At 65.3% G+C, this 22828-nt stretch carries 22 protein-coding genes, 1 tRNA gene and 1 pseudogene; 17 read left to right on the top strand and 7 right to left on the bottom strand.

Annotation, left to right across the window (positions count from 1 at the left end):
- The coding region (locus HGB10_05745; protein ID NTU71302.1) for an L-seryl-tRNA(Sec) selenium transferase at nt 1-659 on the top strand (659 nt) is incomplete at its 5' end.
- On the opposite strand, the gene HGB10_05740 is transcribed toward HGB10_05745, so the two are convergent.
- On the bottom strand, nt 656-1801 hold the full coding sequence (locus tag HGB10_05740) for a type IV pilus twitching motility protein PilT (GenBank protein NTU71301.1): 1146 nt from the start codon (nt 1799-1801) through the stop codon (nt 656-658). The genes HGB10_05745 and HGB10_05740 overlap by 4 nt on opposite strands.
- A gap of 208 nt (nt 1802-2009) precedes the next feature.
- Here HGB10_05740 and selB point away from each other — a divergent pair, with 208 nt between their 5' ends.
- Nucleotides 2010-3926, top strand: coding sequence for a selenocysteine-specific translation elongation factor (selB, locus tag HGB10_05735; protein ID NTU71300.1), 1917 nt, complete (start codon nt 2010-2012; stop codon nt 3924-3926).
- 8 nt (nt 3927-3934) lie between these two features.
- Here the strand turns inward: selB and HGB10_05730 are convergent, their stop codons facing one another.
- The 4 genes from HGB10_05730 to HGB10_05715 are packed head-to-tail and all read right to left on the bottom strand — an operon-like array spanning nt 3935 to nt 8118.
- Complete coding sequence (locus HGB10_05730) at nt 3935-5344, bottom strand: HAMP domain-containing histidine kinase (protein NTU71299.1); 1410 nt, start codon at nt 5342-5344, stop codon at nt 3935-3937.
- Nucleotides 5331-5999, bottom strand: a complete 669-nt coding sequence (locus HGB10_05725; protein ID NTU71298.1) for a response regulator transcription factor — start codon at nt 5997-5999, stop codon at nt 5331-5333. Before HGB10_05725 ends, HGB10_05730 begins: the two co-directional genes overlap by 14 nt.
- 1 nt (nt 6000) lies before the next feature.
- Entirely contained in the window at nt 6001-6462 is a 462-nt protein-coding gene (locus HGB10_05720) for a hypothetical protein (GenBank protein ID NTU71297.1), read from the bottom strand.
- Between the two features lie 60 nt (nt 6463-6522).
- Nucleotides 6523-8118 (bottom strand): hypothetical protein, encoded by a 1596-nt coding sequence (locus tag HGB10_05715; GenBank protein NTU71296.1) that lies wholly within the window; start codon nt 8116-8118, stop codon nt 6523-6525.
- A 168-nt stretch (nt 8119-8286) separates the two neighbouring features.
- Between HGB10_05715 and HGB10_05710 the strand changes: the two genes are divergently transcribed.
- The 4 genes from HGB10_05710 to fetB all read left to right on the top strand — a co-directional run bounded on the left by HGB10_05710 (nt 8287) and on the right by fetB (nt 10457).
- Nucleotides 8287-8383, top strand: a tRNA-Sec gene (locus tag HGB10_05710).
- A gap of 93 nt (nt 8384-8476) precedes the next feature.
- Nucleotides 8477-8959: a hypothetical protein gene (locus HGB10_05705; protein ID NTU71295.1), complete on the top strand. Its 483-nt coding sequence runs from the start codon at nt 8477-8479 to the stop codon at nt 8957-8959.
- A 20-nt stretch (nt 8960-8979) separates the two neighbouring features.
- The gene (locus HGB10_05700) at nt 8980-9651 is read left to right on the top strand and encodes an ATP-binding cassette domain-containing protein (protein NTU71294.1); all 672 of its coding nucleotides are present in this window, start codon (nt 8980-8982) and stop codon (nt 9649-9651) included.
- Nucleotides 9648-10457: an iron export ABC transporter permease subunit FetB gene (gene fetB / locus HGB10_05695; protein NTU71293.1), complete on the top strand. Its 810-nt coding sequence runs from the start codon at nt 9648-9650 to the stop codon at nt 10455-10457. The genes HGB10_05700 and fetB overlap by 4 nt, the downstream gene beginning before the upstream one ends.
- Nucleotides 10458-10809: 352 nt before the next feature.
- On the opposite strand, the pseudogene HGB10_05690 reads toward fetB, so the two are convergent.
- Nucleotides 10810-11181: pseudogene (locus HGB10_05690) on the bottom strand (signal peptidase I).
- Between the two features lie 234 nt (nt 11182-11415).
- Between HGB10_05690 and HGB10_05685 the strand changes: the two are divergent.
- Genes HGB10_05685 through HGB10_05655 form a run of 7 tightly spaced genes read left to right on the top strand, consistent with a single transcriptional unit; the run spans nt 11416 to nt 17202 of the window.
- Complete coding sequence (locus tag HGB10_05685) at nt 11416-12423, top strand: polyprenyl synthetase family protein (protein ID NTU71292.1); 1008 nt, start codon at nt 11416-11418, stop codon at nt 12421-12423.
- A gap of 7 nt (nt 12424-12430) precedes the next feature.
- Nucleotides 12431-13135 carry a glycosyltransferase family 2 protein gene (locus HGB10_05680; protein NTU71291.1) on the top strand — a complete coding sequence of 235 codons (705 nt, stop codon included), beginning with the start codon at nt 12431-12433 and terminating at the stop codon, nt 13133-13135.
- Nucleotides 13136-13162: 27 nt separating this feature from the next.
- On the top strand, nt 13163-14266 hold the full coding sequence (locus tag HGB10_05675; protein ID NTU71290.1) for a glycosyltransferase family 4 protein: 1104 nt from the start codon (nt 13163-13165) through the stop codon (nt 14264-14266).
- Nucleotides 14263-14922 (top strand): hypothetical protein, encoded by a 660-nt coding sequence (locus HGB10_05670; GenBank protein NTU71289.1) that lies wholly within the window; start codon nt 14263-14265, stop codon nt 14920-14922. Before HGB10_05675 ends, HGB10_05670 begins: the two co-directional genes overlap by 4 nt.
- Before the next feature lie 5 nt (nt 14923-14927).
- Complete coding sequence (locus HGB10_05665; protein NTU71288.1) at nt 14928-15668, top strand: glycosyltransferase family 2 protein; 741 nt, start codon at nt 14928-14930, stop codon at nt 15666-15668.
- Entirely contained in the window at nt 15665-16552 is an 888-nt protein-coding gene (locus HGB10_05660; protein ID NTU71287.1) for a glycosyltransferase, read from the top strand. Before HGB10_05665 ends, HGB10_05660 begins: the two co-directional genes overlap by 4 nt.
- Nucleotides 16549-17202 carry a hypothetical protein gene (locus tag HGB10_05655; protein NTU71286.1) on the top strand — a complete coding sequence of 218 codons (654 nt, stop codon included), beginning with the start codon at nt 16549-16551 and terminating at the stop codon, nt 17200-17202. The genes HGB10_05660 and HGB10_05655 overlap by 4 nt, the downstream gene beginning before the upstream one ends.
- Nucleotides 17203-17252: 50 nt before the next feature.
- Here HGB10_05655 and HGB10_05650 read toward each other — a convergent pair whose 3' ends face one another.
- Nucleotides 17253-18212 (bottom strand): glycosyltransferase, encoded by a 960-nt coding sequence (locus tag HGB10_05650; GenBank protein ID NTU71285.1) that lies wholly within the window; start codon nt 18210-18212, stop codon nt 17253-17255.
- A gap of 161 nt (nt 18213-18373) precedes the next feature.
- Here HGB10_05650 and HGB10_05645 point away from each other — a divergent pair, with 161 nt between their 5' ends.
- The 4 genes from HGB10_05645 to HGB10_05630 all read left to right on the top strand — a co-directional run bounded on the left by HGB10_05645 (nt 18374) and on the right by HGB10_05630 (nt 22818).
- Nucleotides 18374-19588 (top strand): FprA family A-type flavoprotein, encoded by a 1215-nt coding sequence (locus HGB10_05645; GenBank protein NTU71284.1) that lies wholly within the window; start codon nt 18374-18376, stop codon nt 19586-19588.
- Nucleotides 19585-20622: a glycosyltransferase family 4 protein gene (locus HGB10_05640; GenBank protein NTU71283.1), complete on the top strand. Its 1038-nt coding sequence runs from the start codon at nt 19585-19587 to the stop codon at nt 20620-20622. The genes HGB10_05645 and HGB10_05640 overlap by 4 nt, the downstream gene beginning before the upstream one ends.
- Entirely contained in the window at nt 20619-21647 is a 1029-nt protein-coding gene (locus HGB10_05635) for a glycosyltransferase family 4 protein (protein NTU71282.1), read from the top strand. Before HGB10_05640 ends, HGB10_05635 begins: the two co-directional genes overlap by 4 nt.
- 103 nt (nt 21648-21750) lie before the next feature.
- Nucleotides 21751-22818 (top strand): glucose-1-phosphate thymidylyltransferase, encoded by a 1068-nt coding sequence (locus HGB10_05630; GenBank protein ID NTU71281.1) that lies wholly within the window; start codon nt 21751-21753, stop codon nt 22816-22818.
- The last annotated feature ends 10 nt before the right edge of the window (nt 22819-22828 follow it).

The following is a 22828-nucleotide window of genomic DNA, read 5'->3' as shown; positions in this document are numbered from 1 at the left end:
TGGAGGATCAGGGCTCGGGCGTGTTGTTCGACCTCTCGCGATTCGGCATCCACGACGAACCCACCGTGGGCGCTTCAGTCGCTGCGGGTGCATCGGTCGTCACAGCATCGGGCGACAAACTGCTCGGAGGACCGCAGGCCGGGCTGCTCGTGGGCAGGGCCGACGTCGTTGCCCGGCTGAAGAAGCATCCCATGGCGCGGGTGTTGCGCTTGGACAAGATGACCCTTGCCGCCCTCGAGGCGACGCTTCGCGTGTGTCTCGATGAAGAGCGGGCCCTGCGCGAGATTCCGACGCTGCGAATGCTCACAACGCCGCAGGCCGAGATCCGCTCGCGCGCCGAGGCCCTCGCGGCCCGGGTTCGCGATGGCGTGGGAGAGGCCGCCGAAGTCACGACCGCCGACGACATCGCACGCGCCGGCGGCGGCTCGCTGCCGCTTGCCGACATCGCGAGTGCGGTCGTCGTCATCGCGCCACGCACCATGGCCGTCACCAAGCTCGAGACGCTCCTGCGCTGCGGCGCCCAGCCGGCGATCGTAGCGCGCGTCAAGGGCGACCGGCTGTTGATCGATCCGCGAACGCTGGTAGCGGCTGCCGAGGAGGACATCGTCGTCACCCGGCTGGCCGAGATTCTTGTAGGCCCAGGAACGGCTTCGGCCTAGTACCCCACGCTGGTGGCAAGTCTCGAGTCGAACGACTTGCTGTCCATGCAGTGCATCCGTGCGACCTCGCGGCTGACCCGACGCTGACGCACGAGCTCGGCCAGGCGCGCATCGAAGATCGTCATGCCGTCGCGTAGTCCCGACTGCATGACCGTCTCGAGTTGGTGGGTCTTGCCCTCGCGGACGAGGTTGCGCACGGCGCCGTTGGCGATAAGCACTTCGGCCACGCACACCCTGCCGCCTTCAATGAGCGGCACGAGCCTCTGCGCAACCACTGCATGAAGCGAGGACGCGAGCTGCAGCCGGATCTGTTGTTGCTGGTGCGGTGGAAACGCATCGATGATCCGGTCGATCGACTGAGCGGCGCTATTGGTGTGCAGTGTCGCGAACACGAGGTGGCCGGTCTCGGCCGCGCTGACCGTTGCGCTGATGGTCTCGGGGTCGCGCATCTCCCCGATGAGCAGCACGTCGGGGTCCTCGCGCAACGCTGCACGCAGTGCGGGAGCGAACGCGTGCGTATCCACACCGACCTCACGCTGCTGCACGATCGAGCGCTTGTGCTCGTGCACGAACTCGATCGGATCCTCGATCGTGATGATGTGGGCGGTGTGTTCGGTGTTGATCTTGTCGATGATCGCCATGAGCGTGGTCGTCTTACCGCTGCCGGATGGGCCCGTCACGAGGACGAGACCCTGCTTGAGCCCAGCGAAAGAGCCCACCGCCTGGGGTAGCCCCAGGTCTTCGAGATGCGGTGGCTCGTAGGGGATGCGCCGCAGCGCCGCAGAGGCGTTTCCTCGCTCGTGAAACGCACTGACACGATAGCGGCCAAGGCCGCGTCGGCCGAACGAGAAGTCGATTTCCAGGTCTCGCTCGAACGCTTCGCGCTGCTCGTCGTTCATCATCCCCGTGACGAGCGTGGCGGTCATATCGGGTGTGAGGATACGCGCGTCGGGCATGACGACGAGTTCGCCGTCGATGCGAGCGGTCGGGGGAACGCCCGGCGAGATGTGCAGGTCACTCGCTTGCGCTTCGACGACGAACGAAAGCAGATCGTCGATCTTGGGCGGCTTCCGGTCCGCCGCGCTGCCTTTGGCATCAGACGAGCGCCTGCGACGCCCTTTGGGATCTACTGAACCCGCCATATGAGGTACCCCCTTCGATGAACCGGGGAGCAACACGTGCCACCCAAGCCGCGCCCCCCATGAGCCACAGCACGAGGATAGCCGCAGCTCGTGACATTGTCGCGTCCCCACAGCGCGACGAGCACGTCGTCGTGCAGGCACCTTGCCGTTGGCGCCGGGATGACCGACGCTAGACTGCGATCATCCGTCTTGGCTAGGAGACTCGCCCGTGGCGTCTGAAACATCGCTCGTTCTGGGGACCGCCGGTCACATCGACCATGGCAAGTCCGCGCTGGTCAAAGCGCTGACCGGTACTGACCCGGACCGGCTGCCCGAAGAGAAGGAGCGGGGAGTCACCATCGAGCTTGGGTTTGCGCAGCTGCTGCTGCCCAGCGGTCGCAGCATGGGCGTCGTCGACGTACCCGGCCACGAGAAGTTCGTGCGACAGATGGTTGCCGGGGCCACGGGAATCGACGTGGTCATGCTGGTCGTGGCAGCTGACGACGGTGTCATGCCGCAGACGCGTGAGCATCTTGCAATCATCGAACTGCTCGGCATCGACACGGGTGTCGTCGCAATCACCAAGGCGGATCTTGCCGATGAAGAGTGGCTCGAGATCGTGCGCTCTGACGTCGAGGGGCTTGTTCGCGGGACCGGACTCGAGGGCGCGCCAATCGTCGCCGTGAGTGCTCGTGCGGGCACCGGACTGCCGGAGCTGCTCGAGACGCTCGATGTCGTCGCTTCGCAGGCGACCTCGCGCCATGCCGAGCTGCCGATGCGACTTCCTGTGGATCGCGTGTTCACGATCGCCGGTGCAGGCACCGTCGTCACCGGGACGATGTGGTCGGGCTCCGCGCGAAAGGACGACCCGGTCGAGATCTACCCGCAGGGCGCTCGCGCCAGAGTCAGAAGCGTCCAGGTGCACGGCGCAGCGGTGGAGACGGCGCGAGCGGGTCAGCGGGTCGCCATCAACGTCGCCGGCGTGGAGCGTGCCGATATCGCTCGGGGCGATGTCATCGCGGCGCCGGACAGCCTTACCGTTACCGACCGCTTCGACGCGCGCTTCACCTACCTCGGCACCCCCGGGGACGATAAGCCGTTCGTGTCCGGTGCGCGCGTCCACGTGAACCACGGGACCCGCGAGGTGCTCGGCAGGGTGCTGCTCATGGAATCCGAGCGGCTGCACCCCGGCGAGAGCGGCCTGGCGCAGATCCGTCTTGAGGACCCGCTGGCGCCCCGCTATGACGATCGCTTCATCGTCCGCAGCTACTCGCCGGTGTACACGATCGGCGGTGGCGTGGTGCTCGACGCGTTGCCGCCACGCCGGACCCAGCTTCGGCCCCACGAGCGTGAGCTGCTCGAGGCGCTGGTGGCCCACGACCTATCGAGCGCGGCAACAGGCCTGCTCACTTCGCGTGCGGTGCCGATGACCTCGGCGCAGGTCGCGGCCGCGCTCGGTGTGACGCGGGCGGTCGTCGCCGATGAGCTGAATCGCGCCAAACTCGCTCGGCTCAAGGTCGGAGCCGACACGTACTTCGTGACCGAGGAGGCGCTGGATGCGCTCATCTCGGCTGTCGAACGAGAACTGCTCGCGTTTCATGACGCAAACCCCACGGCGACGGGGCTTGCGGCCAACGCCCTGCGAGACACCGTCGACAAGCGCGTTGAGCCGAAGGTGTTCGATGCCGTGCTCGGCTTGGCGGCCGAGCGCGGAGTCGCTGCGACCGATGCCGGGCTCGTTCGCCACCCCAAGGCAGCAGTGAGTGCGCTTGCCGCCGAGGCGGATGCAGAGCGTGCGCTTCTTGAACTCCTCGCGACGCAGGCGCTCGCTCCTGTCGCGGTTGCCGAGCTGGCAAGCGGCACCGGAGCGGATCTCGGCGTGACCCGCAAGGTGCTCGGAAAGCTCGTCAATGACGGGCGCGTGATACGCGTGAACAGCGAGCTGCACTTCTCGGAGGGCGCGATACAGGGCGCACGCGCCGCCATCGCTGCGCGCATCGCCGAACTCCCCGCGGGCGCGACGGCGGCGGAGCTGAGGGAGGCCCTCGGGGTCAGCCGCAAGTACGCGATCCCGCTGCTCGAGTACTTCGACTCGCAGGGCTTCACGCGACGCGAGGGAGACCTGCGGGTGCTGCGCGAGGGGTAGTACCCGCGCTATGACGGTGGTGCGATCCTCGGCAGTGTGATCGTGAAGCGTGCGCCGCCGGTAGGCGAGTTTTCCGCGCTGATTGTGCCGCCATGCAGGTCGACCAGGCGATCGGCGATCGCGAGCCCGAGTCCTGCGCCGCCCGAGTCGCTCGGGCGAGGACCTTGTGTGCGATAGAAGCGATCGAAGATGCGGTCGAGCTCGTCGGCGGGGATTCCCGCGCCGTCATCGGTGACGACGAAGCTGACCCGGTTGGTATCCCACTCCGCAGCCAGCGCGATCATGCCGCCGTCGGTTGTATGGGCGAATGCGTTCTTCAGGATGTTGAGCAGCGCTTGATCGAGCAAGTCGGGATCTCCCAAGACCCAGAGGTCCGACGGGGCCTCGATCGTCACACGGCGGTCGCCCAAAGAGCGCAGCCGAGCCGCCCCCTCCTCCAGGATCGTGCGCACCTCCAAGGGCTGGAATGTGTGGGCAGCGCCCTCGAGGCGCGCCAACGACAGCAACTCGTCAAGCAGCCGAGCCATGCGCTTGGACTCGCTGTCGATCATCTCCAGAGCCTCGTGGGACTCGGGGGCGCTCAAGTGGCCGGAGCGCAGCAACTCGATGTTGCCACGCATGATCGCCACAGGGGTCCTGAGTTCGTGGCTGGCGTCCGCGACGAACCGGCGCTGCTCGGCGTACGCATGCTCGAGTCGTTCGAGCATAGCGTTGAGGGCGCGCGCCAAGACCCCAAGCTCGTCCTCCGGGCCGTTGTACGCGATGCGCTTGCCGGGGGAGGCGAGCGAGATAGACGACGCATCGGCGGCCATTCGAGAGAGCGGCTGCAGTGAGCCGCGGGCCGCCCAGATCGACAGGACGGAGCCGAGGATGATGACGACCACACCCGCCGCACCGAGTGCCCCTGCGACACCGCCGGCGACGATACGCGCGTTGTCATCGGCGAGTGCGGCCTGGAATGTGCCGAGGCGCTTTCCGTTGGAGGCGAGTACCGGCACTGTGAGCGTTCGGTAGTGCTCGTCAACGACTTGGACCGAGCCGAAGACAGTCCCCGGCGCGTTGGCACGAAACGCCGCGTTCCCGCTGGCTGTGTCGAGCCGAATCTCCGAGTTGGAGAGCGTCGGACCTCCCACGAGATTGACCATGAGGATCGGGCTGAGATTGGCCTGACCGCCCGAGCGCCCGGACAGGTACTCGCGCGTCGCCGTCACGAGCGCCTCGGTTGCAGGAGCGCTTCTCACCGCCGCCGAGTAGGCGGACGCCTCGCGAACGAGGGCACGGTCGACTTCAGCGTTGAGGTTTCGGTACGTGATGCCGTACGCGATCAGGCACAGGGTGACGATGGCGAAGGACGTAGCCAGCGACATGGTCACCGCGACTCGAGCACTTGCTGAGAGGCGGCGCCTAGGCGCGGACACGGTATCCGGCACCCCGAACGGTCTCGATGACCGATGGATTGCCATCGCGATCGAGCTTACGTCGCAGGTAGCTTACGTACACATCCACCACGTTGCTGCTGGCGTCGAACGAGATACCCCACACGGCATCGAGCAGTTGCTGGCGCGAGAGTATCTGGTCCTCGTGGCGCATGAGGTACTCCAGAAGCGCGAACTCGCGGCTTGGTAGATCCGCGCGAATATCCTCGCCGCGCGTGACGACTCTCGTCTTCGTGTCGAGCACGATGTCGCCGACTTCGAGCACGCGACCGGTCGCGACCCCCTGACGGGCGGCAGCGCGTACGCGTGCAGCGAGTTCGGCGAATGCGAAGGGCTTCACCAGGTAGTCATCGGCTCCGGCGTCGAGCAGGTCGACCTTGTCATCGACGTCGCCGAGCGCGCTGACGACGATCACCGGCACGTTCGGACTCGATACCCGGAGGGCCTTGAGGACCTCTTCGCCCCGACCGTCCGGAAGGATCAGGTCCAGCAGGATCAGGTCGAACTCATACGTCGTGCCGAGCGTGATCGCCTCGGCGACGGTCGCGGCGCGGGAGACCGCGTGCCCCTCGGCCGTCAGGCCCTTCACGACGAATGAAGCGATGCTGTCCTCATCTTCAACCACGAGTATTCGCACCCTAGTTGCTCCCGCCCGAGTCGCTGTCGCTGTCGTGTCCATCATCGGAGGAGTGATCGGAGTCATCACTCTCGTGAACCGGTGGCTTCACGACCTCAAAATCATCATCGTCATCATCATCCCCGTCGTCTTTCGAGGAGTGCGGCTTCTTGGTGGTCGCCCCACCTGAGTCTCCACCCGACGCTCCGCCTGATGAGCGCGCGCCGGAGCCGCTCGAGCCACCGGCGCTCTTCTTGCGGGGCGTGGACGCAGCGACCGTCTTGGGCGGGGTGGTCGTGCCGGTCGCCGCGGATGTCGCTGCCATCGTGGATGTTGCCGTTGCGGACTCGACAGGGCGATCGGTGACAACTATCGGCACCTCGGCCGCACTGGGGCCCCGATGTGTTCCGGCCACGCCGAACGCCACTGTCGCCGTGCCGAGAACGACGGTGGCCAGTACTGCGAGGTTCAGAGTGCGCTTCATGTATCGCCTGATTTCATCTGATCGCCGTAGGCATTGTCTCACCTGCCGGCGAGTTGGTCGCTAGTCGTCCGGGTTGTTCGAGTCGTGGCACTTCAGACACGAGTGCGATCCATAGCCGCTCGGGTGGCAGTTCTTGCACGCGAAGCTGCGCGAGGAGTGCTCGCCACCCGGGATGCGAGGATGCGAGAACGCCCAGCTGCGACCCGGGCTCTTGTGGCAGCTGGAGCACTGCCCGCTTGAGTGTCCGCTCGGGCGGTTGTGGCAGCTCGAACAGCTCGAGCCCGTGCCCGGGTGCGAGAACGCCCAGCTGCGGCCGACTCGCTTATGACACTGCACGCACTGCCCGCTCTCGTGACCTCCCGGACGCTTGTGGCAGCCCGAGCAGCTCGAGCCGGAGCCCGGGTGCGAGAACGCCCAGCTGCGGCCGACTCGCTTGTGGCACTTCACGCACTGCCCGGCCTTATGCCCGCCGGGACGCTTGTGGCAGCCCGAGCAGCTCGCGCCCGAGCCGGGGTGTGAGTACGCCCAGTTCGCGCCGGTCCGCTTGTGGCAGCTCGAACACTGCCCGCTCTTGTGACCGCCGGGCCGGCTATGACACGAGGTGCACGTGGATCCCGAGCCAGGGTGCGAGAACGCCCAGCTGACACCCGCCTTGCGATGGCACTGGTTGCACGAGCCGGACTTGTGGCTCGCAGGCCTGGTGTGGCACGACGAGCAGGTCGAGCCAGCGGTCGGGTGCGAGAACTTCCAGTCGACACCGGCGTGTTTGTGGCAACCGGTGCACGCGCCGTCGCGGTGCTTCGCGGGGCGATCGTGACAGTCGGCGCAGTTGCGGCCCGCCGTGTGGGTGAACGCCCACTTCTGACCGACTGCGGGGTGGCACTTCGTGCAGGCGGTGTCCTCGGTGTGACCCATGGGGCGCTTGTGGCAATCAGCGCACTCGACGCCACTCGTCGGGTGGACGAACACGAACTGCTCGCCCGTCGTGTGACAGGTGGTGCACTCGCCGCGGGGCTTGTGCTCAGGGGTGTGACACGACGAGCACGCGGTCTTGGACATGGTGTGGCACCGCGAGCAGGTGACTGTCTTGTGACCCGCGAGGTCCGCTGCGCCACCGTCGACGACGGCCTTGGTCGTCTCGGCGGAGGCCATCTTCTGAACGGCCGCAGCGTTGAGGATGCCGGCCTGCTCGAGCTCGGTGACCGTGACGTCATGCCCGGCGGTGGCGTGGCACTGGACGCACGGCTTGCCCGCCGAATGCTTCGCGTGATCGAATCCGGCGATCTTGGGGTCGATGGTCTCGTGGCAACGCAGGCACCTGGTGTCCGGAACCTCCGCCGGATTCAACCGCGGGAACAGAGTGTCGCCAGTCAGATGCGCCGACACTTCCTTCATCGCCTCGAACTTGTGGGTGAGGCGTGCGGTCTGGCTTTCGTCGACGTGACAGTCCACGCACGAGATGCCGCTGTGTGGACCCTCGGCCCACGCCTCGTGGTACGGGCCCATCTCATGGCAGGCGCTCCCACAGAACGCCGGCTTGTCGGTGGCTTTCGCGATTCCGAGGAAGGCCGCGCCGAGAACGACGACCGAGACGACGGTCACAAGGATGCCCGCAGTCAAACGGTTCGACTTCATCCAGCTGTTGATCTGCGCCATGGCGCGTCCTCCGATAGTGAGGGGGGTGGTGTCCTCACTGAAGCATCGGCCCCGCAGGTGACCGTTTCATGAGAGCAGCGTGAGAATGTTCTTATCCCCATCACATGTTTCGCCCGCTTCTCGTGCCGCGTTTGACACCACCAGCAGGCGTCGGGAGAATGCCCCGATGGAGGCGGATGGTTCCTGGTGGGGCCCCTGGTCTTCAAAACCAGCGTGGGGCGTGAAGAGCGTCCCGGGTGTGTTCGATTCGCACACGCTTCCGCCATATGCGTGATACCGGAGCGCTGCCGACCGGCGGCGCCCGCAGGGATTCCCCTTGGGGACCCGTGATTCAGTTGGACTCGGACAAAGGAACTGCATGCTTCGCCTCAAGTCGATGGTGTTGGTAGCGCTGCTGGCAGGCGCGGTCGTGGTGTCAGGTTGCTCTGTGAAGCAGTCCATCGACGAGAAGCTGGCACCGGAGCCGACTCAGGTGACCGTCGAGGCGACGGTGGCCGCCGTCGGTGCGCCGATCGACGGGACCCTGAAGCCGGGCTTCCCGGACACGCTGCCGATGTGGCCGGGGGCCAAGGTGGCCGCGGGCAAGACGACCAAGACGCCGCAGGGGAAGTCGTACTCGGCGACGCTGACGACCACCGACCCGTACGCCGACGTGCTTGCCGGCGTCGGCGAGGGGTTGAAGCGGGCAGGCTGGACGGTCGAGGCCATGGACGTCGGCACGCCTGAGCAGCAGGCGACCATTCTCTCCGCATCGTCCGACAGTGCTGACGGCATCATCACCGTGAGTCAGCTGCCGAAGAAGCCCGTTCGTATCGAGTACGTCATCACACCGAAGAAGTAGCTGTCAGACAGGTGATCACCTTGTTCGACGCACGAGGACTTGTGGCGTCGATGCCGACGGAGTCGGGTCGTGCGCGCGTGCTCGATGGGGCGTCACTGTCGGTTGCGGCCGGTGAACTCGTAGATGTCGTTGGTCCCTCGGGGTGCGGTAAGTCAACGCTTCTTCGCGCGCTCGCACGGCTGCTGCCCGGCGCCACCGGTGAGCTGTCGCTCGATGGCGTGCGCGCCGATCAGATGACGCCCGCAGCCTGGCGGCTTCAGGTTGCGCTCGTGCCGCAGGTTCCGGCTCTGCTCTACGGCGACGTCGCAAGCAACCTGCTGCTTCCGTGGACGCTGCGTGCGCGCCACGCGGGCGAGCGGCCCGCGAACGCGGGCCTGCGCGAAGCGCTCGACGCGGTCGGTCTGGCCGACATCGCGCTCGATCGGGACTCCTCACGCCTCTCGGTCGGCCAGGCCGCCCGCGTCGCGCTCGCCCGCGTGGCGCTGACGAGCCCGCGGGTGCTGCTGCTCGACGAGCCCGACGCCGCGCTCGACGATGCATCGACCGAGGCTGTCACAGCGCTCACGCGCGCGTTCGTCGAGCGCGGCGGTGCGGTCGTACGGGTGCGCCACCACCGCGCGGACGGGCTCGCGAATCGCAGGCTGCGGCTGTCAGGCGGCACGCTGTCGCTTGAGGCCGGTGATGGCGCGTGACAGACGCGGTCGGTGGTGTGACGGTGATCGGTCCGTGGCAACTCGCTCTCGCGACGCTGTTCGTGGTGTTCGTGGGCGTGGTGTCGGTCCGACTTTCGCTCGGCATCACAAAGGACCTCGCGATCGCGACCGTACGCACCTACGTCCAACTGCTCGCACTCGGCTTCGTGCTGCGCTGGGTGTTCGGCATCGAGTCGCCCTGGCTCGTCATCGGGCTGCTGCTCGTCATGGTTCTCATGGCGGCGCGCATCCTTGTAGAGCGAAGTCCCGATGCGCCGTCCGGAATCTTCGGCAGCGCGTTTCTCTCGATGGCGCTGACGACGTTCATCGTCACATTCACGGTCACCGGCGTGATCCTGCAGGTCGAGCCGTGGTACCTGCCCCAGTACGTCATCCCGCTCGCCGGTATGGTCATCGGCAATTCGATGACCGGCATCGCGCTGTCGATCGAGCGCCTGTTCGCGGATCTCGATGCTCGCAGTGATGAGATTCTCGCGCTCACGGCACTCGGCGCGACTCCGTGGGAGGCGGCTCACTCGGCGATTCGACTTGCCTTGCGTGCGGGCCTGATCCCCACCATCAACGCGATGGCGGCGGTTGGGCTCGTTTCGATTCCCGGGATGATGTCGGGACAGATTCTCGCCGGGGCCGATCCGGTGACTGCGACCGGCTACCAGATCGTGGTCATGCTGATGGTCGCGGCGGCGACGGCCCTGGGGAGTGTCGTCGCGTTGCTGCTCACGTATCGCAGGCGCTTCACCGCCGAAGGCGTCTTCCTGGAGAAGGGCTTCCGAGAGGACGGCTGAGCGAGGCCGACGCCTGCGCGCCATCACACAACGCACGAACGCCGCCGCATCTCTGCGACGGCGTTCGGTGTGTACGGTAGGGAGTGCGCTACTCGGCCGGGGGCGCCGGAGGCGCGGGAGGCTCGTAGGTAGGCGCGGGCGGTGCGGCAGGAGCCTCGACCACGGGAGCTGCCGGAGGCGCCGGGGGCGCGGGCGGCGTGTAGGCGGGAGCTGCCGGAGGCGTGTATGCGGGCGCCGCAGGCGGTGCGGGCGGCGTGTACGCAGGAGGCGCGGGCGGGGTCGGAGGCGCGTAGCCGCCACCTGCCGGCGGCTGGTAGCCACCAGCGGCGCCACCGGCGGGCAGACCGAAGCCTGACGCCATCGGGCCGATGTAGGAAGCGGATCCGAAGCCCAGCATCGGGACGAACACGACGGGCAGGAGCACAAGGCCGATGGTGAAGCCGGTGTCCTTACCGTACGACTTCGAGAGATCGTTCATCAGGATGATCTCGGAGCCCAGGGCGATGATCCACCCGACGACCGGGATGATCGAGGCGAACGGAAGAGCGACCCACCATGCGGGACGACCGACGATCTGCGTCCACACATAAACGTTGTAGATCGGGATGATGGCGGCCCAGCCGGGCTGCCCGGCCTTGACGAACACCTTCCACATGCCGCCGATGACAGCGACGGCCACTGCTATGACAACGATCACGTACACGAAGAAGAACGCCCCGAACATCGCGGCGGCTGCTCCGTCTGCTGCATTGCTGCTCATGTCTCCACCCCTTCGAAATTTCGCCGCATCCTGCGGCTGCCGGTTATCACTTCTGTACCCGTTCCCCGTGCCTAACTCTCCCTCAGAGGCCGTATTGGCAGCGACCTCTGATAGGATTATGCGCGAACCTCGGCGCGCGTGGGAAGTATCGCGTGGCGCGAGAGCAAAACCCTCGCAGGCGCCATCGTCTGGAGTCCCATGATCGGCTTCGAGATCTACCTTCAGCGCAACTCCAAGAAGATGGAGAAGTACCTCGCGACCTTTTTCGTCGACGGTACCCATCCGGACATGAAGCGCTACCTCTACGGCCCTCTTGCCGAGTACAGCGCGAACGCCGGCAAGCGCCATCGTCCGCTCATCTGCCTGCTTGCGTGCGAGGCGGTTGGCGGCGACCCGGACAAGGCGATGACGTCTGCCGCTGCGATTGAGCACTTCCACACCGCTGCGCTCATCCACGACGACATCGAGGATGCCTCGCAGACCCGCAGGGGCGAGCCGTGCATGCACATCACCGAGGGCGAGGGCCTGGCCATCAACGCCGGCGACCTCGCATTGTCGCTGGTCACGGGGACGGTCGTCGACGATCCGGACCTCGACGACGCCACGAAGCTGCGCGTGCTCAAGGAACTCGTCGACATGACCACGCGGACGATCGAAGGTCAGGCACTCGATATCGGATGGGCGCGTGACGGCCGATTCGACCTGACCACGGATGACTACCTGCTCATGGCGAACCACAAGACCGCGTTCTACTCCGGAGCGGTTCCGCTCGCCGTGGGCGCCATTATCGGGGGTGGGAGCGAGGAGCAGATCGCGGTGCTGCGCGGATTCGGCATGGCTACCGGGCTCGCGTTCCAGATTCAGGACGACATGCTCAATCTGGTAGGTACGCGCGAGGCAACCAAGAAGGACTTCCGCAGCGACATCACCGAGGGCAAGCGCACGCTCATCGCGGTCCACGCGCTGCAGCACTCGGCCCAGCGCGGGCGGCTGCTTGAGATTCTGGCGTCGCACGCAACCGACACGACGCTGCTCGATGAGGCGGTCGCGATCATGCAGGCGGCGGGCTCTATCGAGTTCGCGAACTCCTACGCCAACGCTTTGGTTCTTGACGCGAAGGCCGCGCTTGAAGACGGGCTGCCGCGCACCAAGGCGCGCGACATGCTTGGCGCGATGGCTGACTTTTTCGTCAAGCGGAACACCTGAGACCGACGTGACGACTACAGTTCAGCCCGGTCGGGTCTCCGTCGTCATTCCGTGCTACAACCAGGCGAACTACCTGCCTGACGCAATCGAGAGTGCGCTGAACCAGACCTACCACGACGTCGAGGTTGTCGTCGTCAACGACGGATCGCCTGACGACACGTCCGAGGTCGCGCGCCGTTACCCCCAAGTCGTGCTCGTCGAACAGGAGAACGCGGGTCTCTCGGCGGCGCGCAACGCGGGAATCCGGGCGGCGAGCGGGCAGTACATCCTGCCGCTCGATGCCGATGACATGATCGATTCCACGTACTGCGAGAAGGCCGTACCGCTTTTCACGACCGGCGTCGGCATCGTGCGGGCATACCAGCAGAACTTCGGCGACGACAATCAGGCCTACGCGTTGCCCGAGGTCAAAACGGTCTACGACATTCTTCCGCGCAACGCGATCTGCTGCGCATCGATGTTTCGCCGCGATCTGTGGGAGAAGGTCGGCGGCTTCGACGAGAACATGAAGAGCGGATACGAAGACTGGGAGTTCTGGATCCGCATCCTCGCCAAGAAGAAGCAGGTCCGTACGATTCCCGAGGTGCTCTTCTACTACCGCAAGCACGGTCGCTCGATGGTTGACGATGCGGTCGAGCAGCACTGGGACATCTTCGAGTACATCACCACCAAGCACCGTCGGCTCTACCGCGATATCGGGATGATGAAGTAGAAGCCGTTCGCGGTCGGGGGGTCTCGGGTGAAGATTCTGCACACGGTCCAGATGTACTACCCGGACCTCGGGGGCAGCGAAGAGGTCGTCAAGCAGCTCTCGGAGCGCCTCGCCAAGCGCGGTCATGACGTCACAGTGGCGACGAATCTCAATCCGGCGCGCAACTTCAAGGAGCTCAACGGAGTCAGGATCGAGCAGTTCGAGGTTGCTGGCAACGCTTCGACCGGCATCTACGGTGACGCCGACCGCTACGTGCAGTTTCTCGCGCGGGACAAGTTCGACGTGATGATGAACTACGCCGCGCAGATCTGGTCAAGCGACCTGGCGTTTCACCTTCTCGACCGCCTGAAGTGCGGCAAGGTGTTCGTGCCGTGCGGCTACTCGGGTCTCATGTGGCCGCAGTTCGCTGAGTACTTTGCGAACCTGCACCACGTTCTTCGCCTCTACGACGCGCAGATCCATCTCTCCGAAGACTACCGGGATGCCCGCTACGCGCGGCTTTATGAGCTCGATAACAGCGTCGTGATCCCCAACGCGGCGGCCGAGGAGGAGTTCTCGACACCGTCTGCTGGATTCCGAGACGCGTACGGCGTGCAGACACCGCTGCTCGCGCTGTGCGTGGCGAACCATTACAGCGAGAAGGGCCACGCAGCGCTCATCAAGGCGTTTCAGTCGATCGGCCGCGACGACGTCACGCTGGCGATCATCGGCAACGCCGTCGCCGGGGGATGTCTGGAGCAGTGTCGTGCCTCAGCCAACGAATCCGGCGGCCGGATCATCGTCGCCGCCGATGTGCCGCGTGCGCTCGTCGTCGCGGCGTACCACGAGGCCGACCTTTTCGCCCTCACCTCGCAGGTCGAGTGCTTCCCGCTCGTGATCCTCGAGGCGATGGCGTCGGGAACGCCGTGGCTGTCGACTGACGTTGGCAACGTGACCGACCTGCCCGGCGGGGTTGTGGCGGCGCCCCAGGAGTTCGCGGCGCAGCTGGGCCGGCTGTTCGATGCGGCCGGTGAGCGAGCCGCGCTGGGCTCGGCAGGGCGGTCTGCGTGGCTGGAGCACTACACGTGGGAGCGCATCGTCGATCAGTACGAGGCGCTGTACGAGCGTGTCTCGCGAAGGAAAGGGAAGTGAGCGTCGTGGCCGACGATACGCCGATCCGGCTGCACCTCGGGTGTGGTTCGAACTACCTCGATGGGTACGTGAACGTCGACTTTCCGGCCGAGCACACGGTGCAGGAGAGAACTCGTCAGCCCGACATCGAGTGCGACTTTCGCACGCTGGACTATGAGCCGGGAACCGTTACGGAAGTGCGCAACCACCACGTGCTCGAGCACTTCGACAAGATCGAGGCTCTCCGTCTTCTCATCGAGTGGACGCTCTGGTTGTCGCCTTCGGGGTCGTTCGTGATCGAGACGCCGGACTTCGAGTCAGCATCGAGGCGCTTCCTCGGCACGGACTCCGAAACCGATCGCCTGAAGTTCGCCCGGCATCTTTACGGGAGCAATGAGGCCGACTGGGCGCGTCATCTCGATGGTTGGTGGGAGGGCAAGTTCCGGCTTGTGTTCGACCGACTCGGTTTTGAGGTCATCCGGATCTCCCGACCCGACTACAACCATTGGAACAACATCCTTGTGGTCGCAGAGAAGCGACGCGAACTGTCCCGCGAGGAACTGCTCCAGGCCGCTGAGGATATCCTTTCGATGTCTGTCGTCTTGCCTGATGAACAGGCGCTACTCGATAACTGGCGCGCTCAACTACGCGCGTCGACTACAAGCGAAGGAGCGTGAGGAGCATGGCGGACGATACCGCTACGCCCCGGGTGAACATCGTCATCACGTGTCACAACTACGGTGAGTTCGTATCCGATGCGATCCAGAGTGCGCTTGATCAGTCGTTCGAGGACTTCGTCGTCACTGTGGTCGATGACGGTTCGACCGATGACTCGCTGGAAGTGATCCGTTCTTTCGCAGAGGATCCGCGTGTGCGCGTGATCGACCAGGCGAACGCCGGCGTCTGTGCGGCCCGCAATGCCGGGATAGCGGCGGTCGAGAGCGAGTTCGCGGTCACACTCGACGCCGATGACCTGATCCACCCGGACTTCCTCTCGTTCACGGTCGCAGCGCTCGACGAGAACCCGTCGGCGGGCTTTGCGTACACCTGGATGGTCTACTTCGGTCTGCAGGAGCTACTCATCGCCAGCCAGCCCTACGACTTCGACAACCTGCTGCGTGAGAACTACGTCAACACCACGAGCCTTTTCCGTCGCTCCGCTTGGGAAGCGGCCGGTGGCTACGATGACTCGATCGGCGGCTACGAGGACTGGGACTTCTGGATATCGATGGGGGAGTCCGGACTCGGCGGCATCATCGTTCCCGAGCCGCTGTTCGCCTATCGTCGCCATGGCGCCTCGCTCGTCGACCTTCACGACGAGTCCCGCGAGCGGCTCAAGGAGCGGATCAAGGCCAAGCATCATGCCGCCTACGTGGCGCTTGAGGAGCGGGAGCGACGCACGCGCGACCGGCGCCAGCGGTGATCAATCTCGTCATCGATCAGCCCGCCACCCGTGGGCCGGGCAAGGTAATCGGCAATCTGCTCCGTGGGTTCGAGCTCATCGGGTTCGAGGACTTCATCATTAACGGCGCGTACGACCAAGGTCACGACCGGACCTACATCCTCAACGCGCCGTTTGAGCTGTGGACAGTGGCCGAATTCGTCGACGAGTCATTCGTGCTCGGCCCCAACCTCTTCGTCGTGCCGGACGACGACGCCTCGGGGGTCGTCGCTGCCGCACGCTACGGCGCGTACGTGCAACCCTCGGAGTGGGTCGCCTCGGCCTGGCGTGAAACGCTGCCCTCCGACAAGGTCGTCGTGTGGCCGGTCGGCGTTGACACTGAGGCCTTCTGCGACACGAGTGAGGAATCCAAGAGCGTCGACGTTCTCGTGTACTTCAAGCATCGGGAGCCCGAGCTTCTCTTGGAGTGCATCGATATCCTTGAGGACCTGGGGCTGAGTCGCGTGGTGCTGGAGTACGGGCACTACGATGAGGACTCGTACCGCCGTGCGCTCGCATCAGCGCGCGCATGCGTCTGGTTGGGCGCCCACGAGAGCCAGGGACTTGCGCTGCAAGAGGCGCTGAGCAGCGGCGTGCCGGCCCTCGTGTGGGATGTGCGATCGACCGCCGAGGAGGTCGGCTGGTCCAAGAAGCGCCCGTCGATGCCGGCGACGGCGGTGCCGTACTTCGATGAGCGATGCGGCGAGCGCGTGTTCTCGGCTGACGAGCTCCGAGAGAGCATGACGCCGTTTCTCGCGCGGCTCGATGCGGGCGAGTTCGCCCCGAGAGCCTATGTCGTCGAGAACCTCGGACTCGAGAAACAAGCAAGGGCGTTTCTGGAAATCGGGAGGGGCGGGGACGCGTGATCGCCTCAAGAGATCTCTTCATCGTCGTGTCGACGGTCCATACCGCAGCGACGGGCTTCCTGTACTCGCCAACGCGTAGTGTCTATACGGCCGAAGAGCGACTTACCCAGACCCTGGAGTCAGTAGCCAGTGTTCGCGAGCGGGCGCCCGGAGCGCATGTGGTCGTCGCCGAGAACTCCGAGCTGGCCGACGTCGAGCGCTCAGCGCTCGCTGAGGCGGCGGATCGCCTGCTCGAATACGCCTCAGACGAGAGCGCGGCAGCGCTGCGAGACGGCAACTACAAGGGTGCCTCGGAGGTAGACGTCCTCTTGCGGACCCTCGCCGATATCGGGGACCTGCCATTCACACGGCTGTTCAAGTTGAGCGGACGGTATCGGCTCACCGACTCTTTCGAACTCGACCGGTTCCCTACCGATCGTATCGGCGCGTATGCGAGCGGCAACGGATACACAACCGTGCTGTACTCGATTCCGGCGGCGATGGCCGACTTCTACGCCCATCGCCTGCAGCACGCTCTGGAGAGGGCTTTGGCCGGCGCCTCGATCGAGGACGTCCTGATACCGGGTATCGAGGAGGCCCGGATCGGTTCGGTCGTCCCGCTCGGCGTCTGTGGGAATGTCGCGGTCGACGGGACGTTCATCGAGTACTAGCGTCGCGAAGGCTCGTCCGCGCGCCGTGAACTCAAGTGCGCCGCCTCTTTCTATCCCAGCCCAGCGGCCGCGAAGATCTCGTCGAATCTGTGCTTCCACGTGTGCTCGGCCATCGTGCGTTCGTAGCCCGCGGTCGCGATCTCGTTGCGCTCGTCGGTGTGTGTGCTGTAGAAGCGGATCTTCTTGGCGAGGTCCTCGAGGCTCTTGTAGACCACGATCTCCTTGCCGATCTCGTAGTAGCGCCGCATGTCGTCCGCCCCGTCGGTCAAGAGCAGTCCCCGGCATCCGGGCACCTCGAAGACGCGACCCTTGATCTGCTGCTCGCCCATCATCGAGGCGTTCGAGAGATTGAGCGACACGGCAGAGCGCGAGAACACCTCGAGCATCTGCTCGTGCGTGACGCGGCTCGAGACGCCGTTCCAGCCGAAGCCCCACAGCGCCACCTCGATGCCGCGGTCGTAGAGCCATCGCATGACTTCGACCCTCGAGCCGTGTGGCTGCCCGATGAACGACACGGGAATGTCGAGCGGCACGTCCACGGGGTAGTAGACCGTCGGCTCTACCGCCCACTGGCTCTTGATGACGTTGTCGTAGCCCATCTTCTTGAACTTGGGAACCGCCGAGCGGGCGGTGGTGACCCACCAGTTGACGCTCGGGGCGAGCAGGCAGCTGAAGTTCTCGAACCGCCAGTGGTCGTCGCAGCCCCACGCGATGGTGACGATGTCGTCGCGCGCACTGATCTTGGCGAGTACATCGGTCTCGACCTCACCGGTGAACGGGACGTAGAACAGGCAGTCGAATGTGCCGTTCTCCACCGTCTCAAGGAGCGCCGCGTTCATGGCCTCTCGGCCGAGGGTTCGGTTCAGTTCGACGTAGTCGAAGTGCGTTACCTCGACGTTGGGGTGTGCCTTGAGGCCGGCGTGAAACGAGTTCTCTTCGAAGCTCGTACCGCGTGCGCGGTCGCCGTAGTCCCAGTACATTCCTAGGTAGAGCACACGAATCGGTGCCACGAGTTCCTCCAACGTCCGGTACGCAGCATCGGTTGCCACGCCGCTGTCTCGCGACATCATAGCGCGGGATTCAGGCGTCGCCGCACCGCAGACCTCGCAGCCGCAGGCCCTGACGCGCTATCCTGTGCGTCACCACTTCGCACCATTCGGAGGTAGCACAAATGAAATCCATCCCCGTTTCCGACGGTATCCATTGGGTTGGCGCGATCGACTGGAACCTGCGTGACTTCCACGGCTACGAGACGCCGCGCGGCACCACCTACAACGCCTACGTGGTCTGCGGCGCCGATAAGGTCGCGCTCGTCGACACCGTCAAGACGCCCTTCGTGCCCGAACTCCTCGAGCGTGTCGCGCACGTCGTGCCGCTCGACAAGATCGACTACATCGTCGTCAACCACGTCGAGCCCGACCACAACTCTGGTCTGCGCGCCGTCATGGCCGCGATTCCCCAGGCGAAGGTCGTTGCGAGCGCAGGCGGCGTGCGAGGCATCGCCGGCTACCACGGCGCCGAGACCGCTGCTGTCGTCGACGCGGTCGGTGCCGACGACGTCATCGACCTCGGTGGCAAGACGCTGCAGTTCCTCCCCATGCCGATGGTGCACTGGCCGGACTCGATGTTCACGTACGTCGCCGAGTCCAAGACGCTCATCCCCAACGACGCGTTCGGTCAGCACATCGCTTCCTCGGCCCGCTTCGCCGATGAGGTCGGTCTGCACTTCGCCGTCCAGGAGTTGCAGGACTACTACGCCAACATCTTGCAGCCGCTCGCGCCGCAGGTAGCCAAGGCGGTCGCCAAGCTGGCTGAGAACGACTGGGCGCTCGATGTCATCGCGCCGTCACACGGCGTCATCTGGCGACACAACTCGGTCCCCACCGCGATCGACGCCTACGACCGCCTCACCTCCGGAGATACCGAAGCCAAGATCATCGTCGCGTACTGCACGATGTGGGGCTCCACCGACGTGATCGCGCGCGAGATCGCCGACGGCGCCGCGCGGGCAGGAGTCGATGTGCGCCTCTACGATTTCGCCGAGACGCCCCTGGCTCGCGTCACCACCAACCTCGTCGATGCGCGCGCGTTGCTTCTCGGCAGTCCGACGCTGCATCACCAGATGCACTATCGGACCGCGGCGTTCATCCAGTACATCGCGGGTCTCAAGCCCAAAGACAAGCTCGCCGGCGTCTTCGGCAGCTTCGGCTGGTCGAGCGGGGCTACGAAGCAGATGGCGGGTCAGCTTGAGGCCATCGGATTCGAGCTGCCCGAGCCCGACTTCACCGTGAAGTACCGGCCCACCGCCGAGGACATCGAGGCTGCGCAGGCGTGGGGCGCCACCTTCGCAGAGCGGATCAAGCGGACGGGTGAGGATCGGTCGTGACCGACGCGGATCGGCCGATACGGCAAAGCGTCTTCTTCGCGGTGAACGACTACTGGGCGTGTGGCTGGTACCGGTGCCAGGTTCCGGGTGCTGCGCTCGAACGACTCGGCTACTCGGTGATCGTCGGGCATCAGATCACGGCGCACGAGATCGAAGTCAGTGACGTCGTCGTGACGCAGCAGCCATCGCGCTCGCCACAGCTCTCGGCGATTCGTGCGGCCAACGCTGCCGGGAAACTCTCGGTAGTCGAGCTCGATGACGACGTGTGGAATCTCGTGGCCAGCAATCCCGGGTACGAGTACTGGAGCAGGCCCGATGTCCGTCGCTTCGCGCACCAGTGCGTGGAGGAAGCGCAGCTCGTCACCACTCCCACCCACTACCTGGCCGACAAACTGCGCAAGATCAACCCGAACGTGCGCGTACTGCCCAACATGCTGCCACCGACGGGATGGGACTTCCCAAAGCCCAAGGCGCAGCGCGAGGACAAGGTGACGCTGGGCTGGGCGGGTAGCGTCAGTCACGCCGGCGACTTTCGCGTCGTGGACAGCGTCATCCATCAGATCCTTGACCGCTATGAGCACGTCGACATGGTCGTTGCGGGCGGGCCGGAGCTCATCGACATCCACCAGCACCCTCGACTTCGTCACATTGGGGCCACCGACATCGAGAGCTACCCGACCCTGCTCGAGCAGTTCGACATCGGGCTCATCCCCCTCGCAGACACCACGTTCAATCGCGGCAAGAGCGACCTGAAGTTCGTCGAGTACTCGATGCTGGGCATCCCGTCGATCGCCGCGAAGCTCGAGCCGTACGAGAAGACGGTCAAGCACGGCGAGAACGGGTTCCTTGCGAGCAGTGCGAAGGATTGGCTGAAGCACCTCACACGATTGGTGGAAGACGTCGAGTTGCGACGGGCTATCGGGGCGGCTGCGCAAGCCTATGCGCGCACACGCACGATCGACTCGGCGATCGACCGCTGGGAACGCGCGTACGGACTCACCCGCATAGCGCACGAGGATTCGGAGCAGGCGTGACCGACGAAGCGGACATGATGGCGGGAGACGAGACGCGGTCGCGCGTCTTCTACCTCGTCAACGACTACTGGGCGTGTGGTTGGTATCGCTGCTACGTGCCCGGCGTCGCGCTCAAGTCGCTCGGCTACAAGGTGGTGCTCGATCGAGAGCTGCGCCCCGAGGACGTGGAAGCCGCCGACGTGGTCGTCTTCCAGCAACTGTCGATGCCCGCGCACATCGAGATGATTCGGGCCTCCAACGACCTAGGCAAGCTCACCGTCGTCGAGATCGACGACGACCTGTGGAACCTGGTGCCGACCAACCCGGGACACCTCCACTGGGGGAAGGCGGAGGCCAAGCGCATCGCACGCGAGTGCGTAGCGGCCGCGCAGCTCGTGACGACGCCCACCCATGCGCTCGCCGAAAAGCTGCGCACGATGAACCCCAACGTCCGCGTGCTTCCCAACATGCTCCCCACGACCGGGTGGGACTATCCCGAGCCCAAGGCCCAGCGCGAGGATGCCATCACAATCGGTTGGGCGGGCAGCTACAGCCATCTCGGCGACCTGCGTGTCGTCAACGAGGTGCTCCTGCAGCTGCTCGACCACTACCCGCACGTCGAGGTTGCGATCGTAGGCAAGCCGGACTTCACCGACCTCGACGAGCACGAGCGCATCCGGTTCATCGAGCCGACTGACATCAATGGCTATCCCAAGCTGCTCGAGCAGTTCGACATCGGTCTCATCCCGTTGGCGGACAACCTGTTCAACCGCGCGAAGAGCGACCTTAAGTTCGTCGAGTACTCGCGCATAGGTATTCCGTCGGTGGCCTCGAAGCTCGAGCCCTACCTGCGCACGGTCAAGCACGGGGAGAACGGGTTCTTGGCTTCGAGTCCCAAGGACTGGCTCAAGCACGTGACGCGGCTCATCGAGGATGTCGAACTGCGGCGGTCCATCGGCGCTGCGGCGCAGGCCTACGCCAAGACGCGCACGATCGACACTGTCATCGACAGGTGGGAGCGGGCGTACGGCCTGACTCGGCCGTAGACGCGCTCGCACACCGCGCCATCGCGCCTCGCCGCGTTGGTCGCGCGCTCGGGTTAACGGTACTCTGACACGTGGCAGTCTCCACGAACCCGAAGGGCCTCGCATGAAGGCGCTCATACTCGCAGGCGGCAAAGGCACGCGTCTTCGCCCCATCACCTTCACACGCGCCAAGCAACTCGTTCCTGTCGCGAACAAGCCGATTCTCTTCTATGCGCTCGAGGCGGTTGCCGCAGCCGGAATTACCGAGGTCGGCGTCATCGTGGGTGACACCGCCGATGAGGTCCGCGCAGCGCTCGGTGATGGTTCGGCGTGGGGCGTCTCAATCACGTATCTTCCGCAGGAGGCTCCGCTGGGGCTCGCGCATGCGGTCAAGATCGCCGAGGAGTACATGGCCGGCGAACCGTTCGTGATGTATCTCGGCGACAACCTGATCGCAAACGGCATCTCCCAGTTCGTCGAGCACTTTCGGGCAACCGACTGCGACGCGCAGATCCTGCTCGCACACGTCCCCAACGCCAACCAGTTCGGCGTCGCGGAGCTTGGCTCGGACGGTGAGGTCGTGCGACTCATCGAAAAGCCGGTCGACCCGCCGAGCGATCTGGCCCTCGTGGGCGTCTACCTGTTCGACCGTCGCATCTTCGAGGCCGTCAACGCGATTGAGCCCTCAGCTCGCGGTGAACTCGAGATCACCGACGCGATCCAGTGGCTTATCGACAACGGCCGTACGGTTCGCCCGCACGTCATCGACGGCTGGTGGAAGGACACGGGTCGCCTCGAGGACATGCTCGAAGCCAACCGCATCATGCTCGACACGCTCGAGCCCGTTCAGCTGTCCGAGCTCGGAGCCGAGGCTGTCTTGCACGGGCGGGTGGGCGTCGGCGCAGACACCGTCATCGAGAACTCGGTCGTTCGCGGCCCGGCGATCATCGGGGCGGGCTGCGAGATCCGCGATGCCTACATCGGGCCCTACAGCTCGGTGGGCGACGGCTGCAAGGTCATCGGCAGCGAACTCGAGCACTCGATCTTGCTCGCAGGCTCGCGCGTCGAGAACATCGGATCGCGGCTGGCCGACTCGCTGCTCGGCGTCAATGCGGTCGTGCGTCGAGCGCCGGGTGCGGTCACCGCCGCGCGCGTGATGATCGGCGACAACTCAGAAGTCGACCTCGGTTAGGGAGTGCACG

This window comes from Coriobacteriia bacterium (assembly GCA_013334745.1).
In the GTDB taxonomy this organism is placed as follows: domain Bacteria; phylum Actinomycetota; class Coriobacteriia; order Anaerosomatales; family JAAXUF01; genus JAAXWY01.
Note: the sequence above shows the minus strand (reverse complement) of the source record. Positions and strands in the feature narration are given on the sequence as shown.

Excerpts from the sequence above, each read along its gene's own strand:
- HGB10_05685 (NTU71292.1), top strand. The coding sequence starts at position 11,416 with ATGATCGGCTTCGAGATCTACCTTCAGCGCAACTCCAAGAAGATGGAG.
- HGB10_05630 (NTU71281.1), top strand. The coding sequence starts at position 21,751 with ATGAAGGCGCTCATACTCGCAGGCGGCAAAGGCACGCGTCTTCGCCCC.
- HGB10_05740 (NTU71301.1), bottom strand. The coding sequence starts at position 1,801 with ATGGCGGGTTCAGTAGATCCCAAAGGGCGTCGCAGGCGCTCGTCTGAT.
- HGB10_05715 (NTU71296.1), bottom strand. The coding sequence starts at position 8,118 with ATGGCGCAGATCAACAGCTGGATGAAGTCGAACCGTTTGACTGCGGGC.
- HGB10_05645 (NTU71284.1), top strand. The coding sequence starts at position 18,374 with ATGAAATCCATCCCCGTTTCCGACGGTATCCATTGGGTTGGCGCGATC.
- HGB10_05705 (NTU71295.1), top strand. The coding sequence starts at position 8,477 with ATGCTTCGCCTCAAGTCGATGGTGTTGGTAGCGCTGCTGGCAGGCGCG.
- HGB10_05665 (NTU71288.1), top strand. The coding sequence starts at position 14,928 with ATGGCGGACGATACCGCTACGCCCCGGGTGAACATCGTCATCACGTGT.
- HGB10_05720 (NTU71297.1), bottom strand. The coding sequence starts at position 6,462 with ATGAAGCGCACTCTGAACCTCGCAGTACTGGCCACCGTCGTTCTCGGC.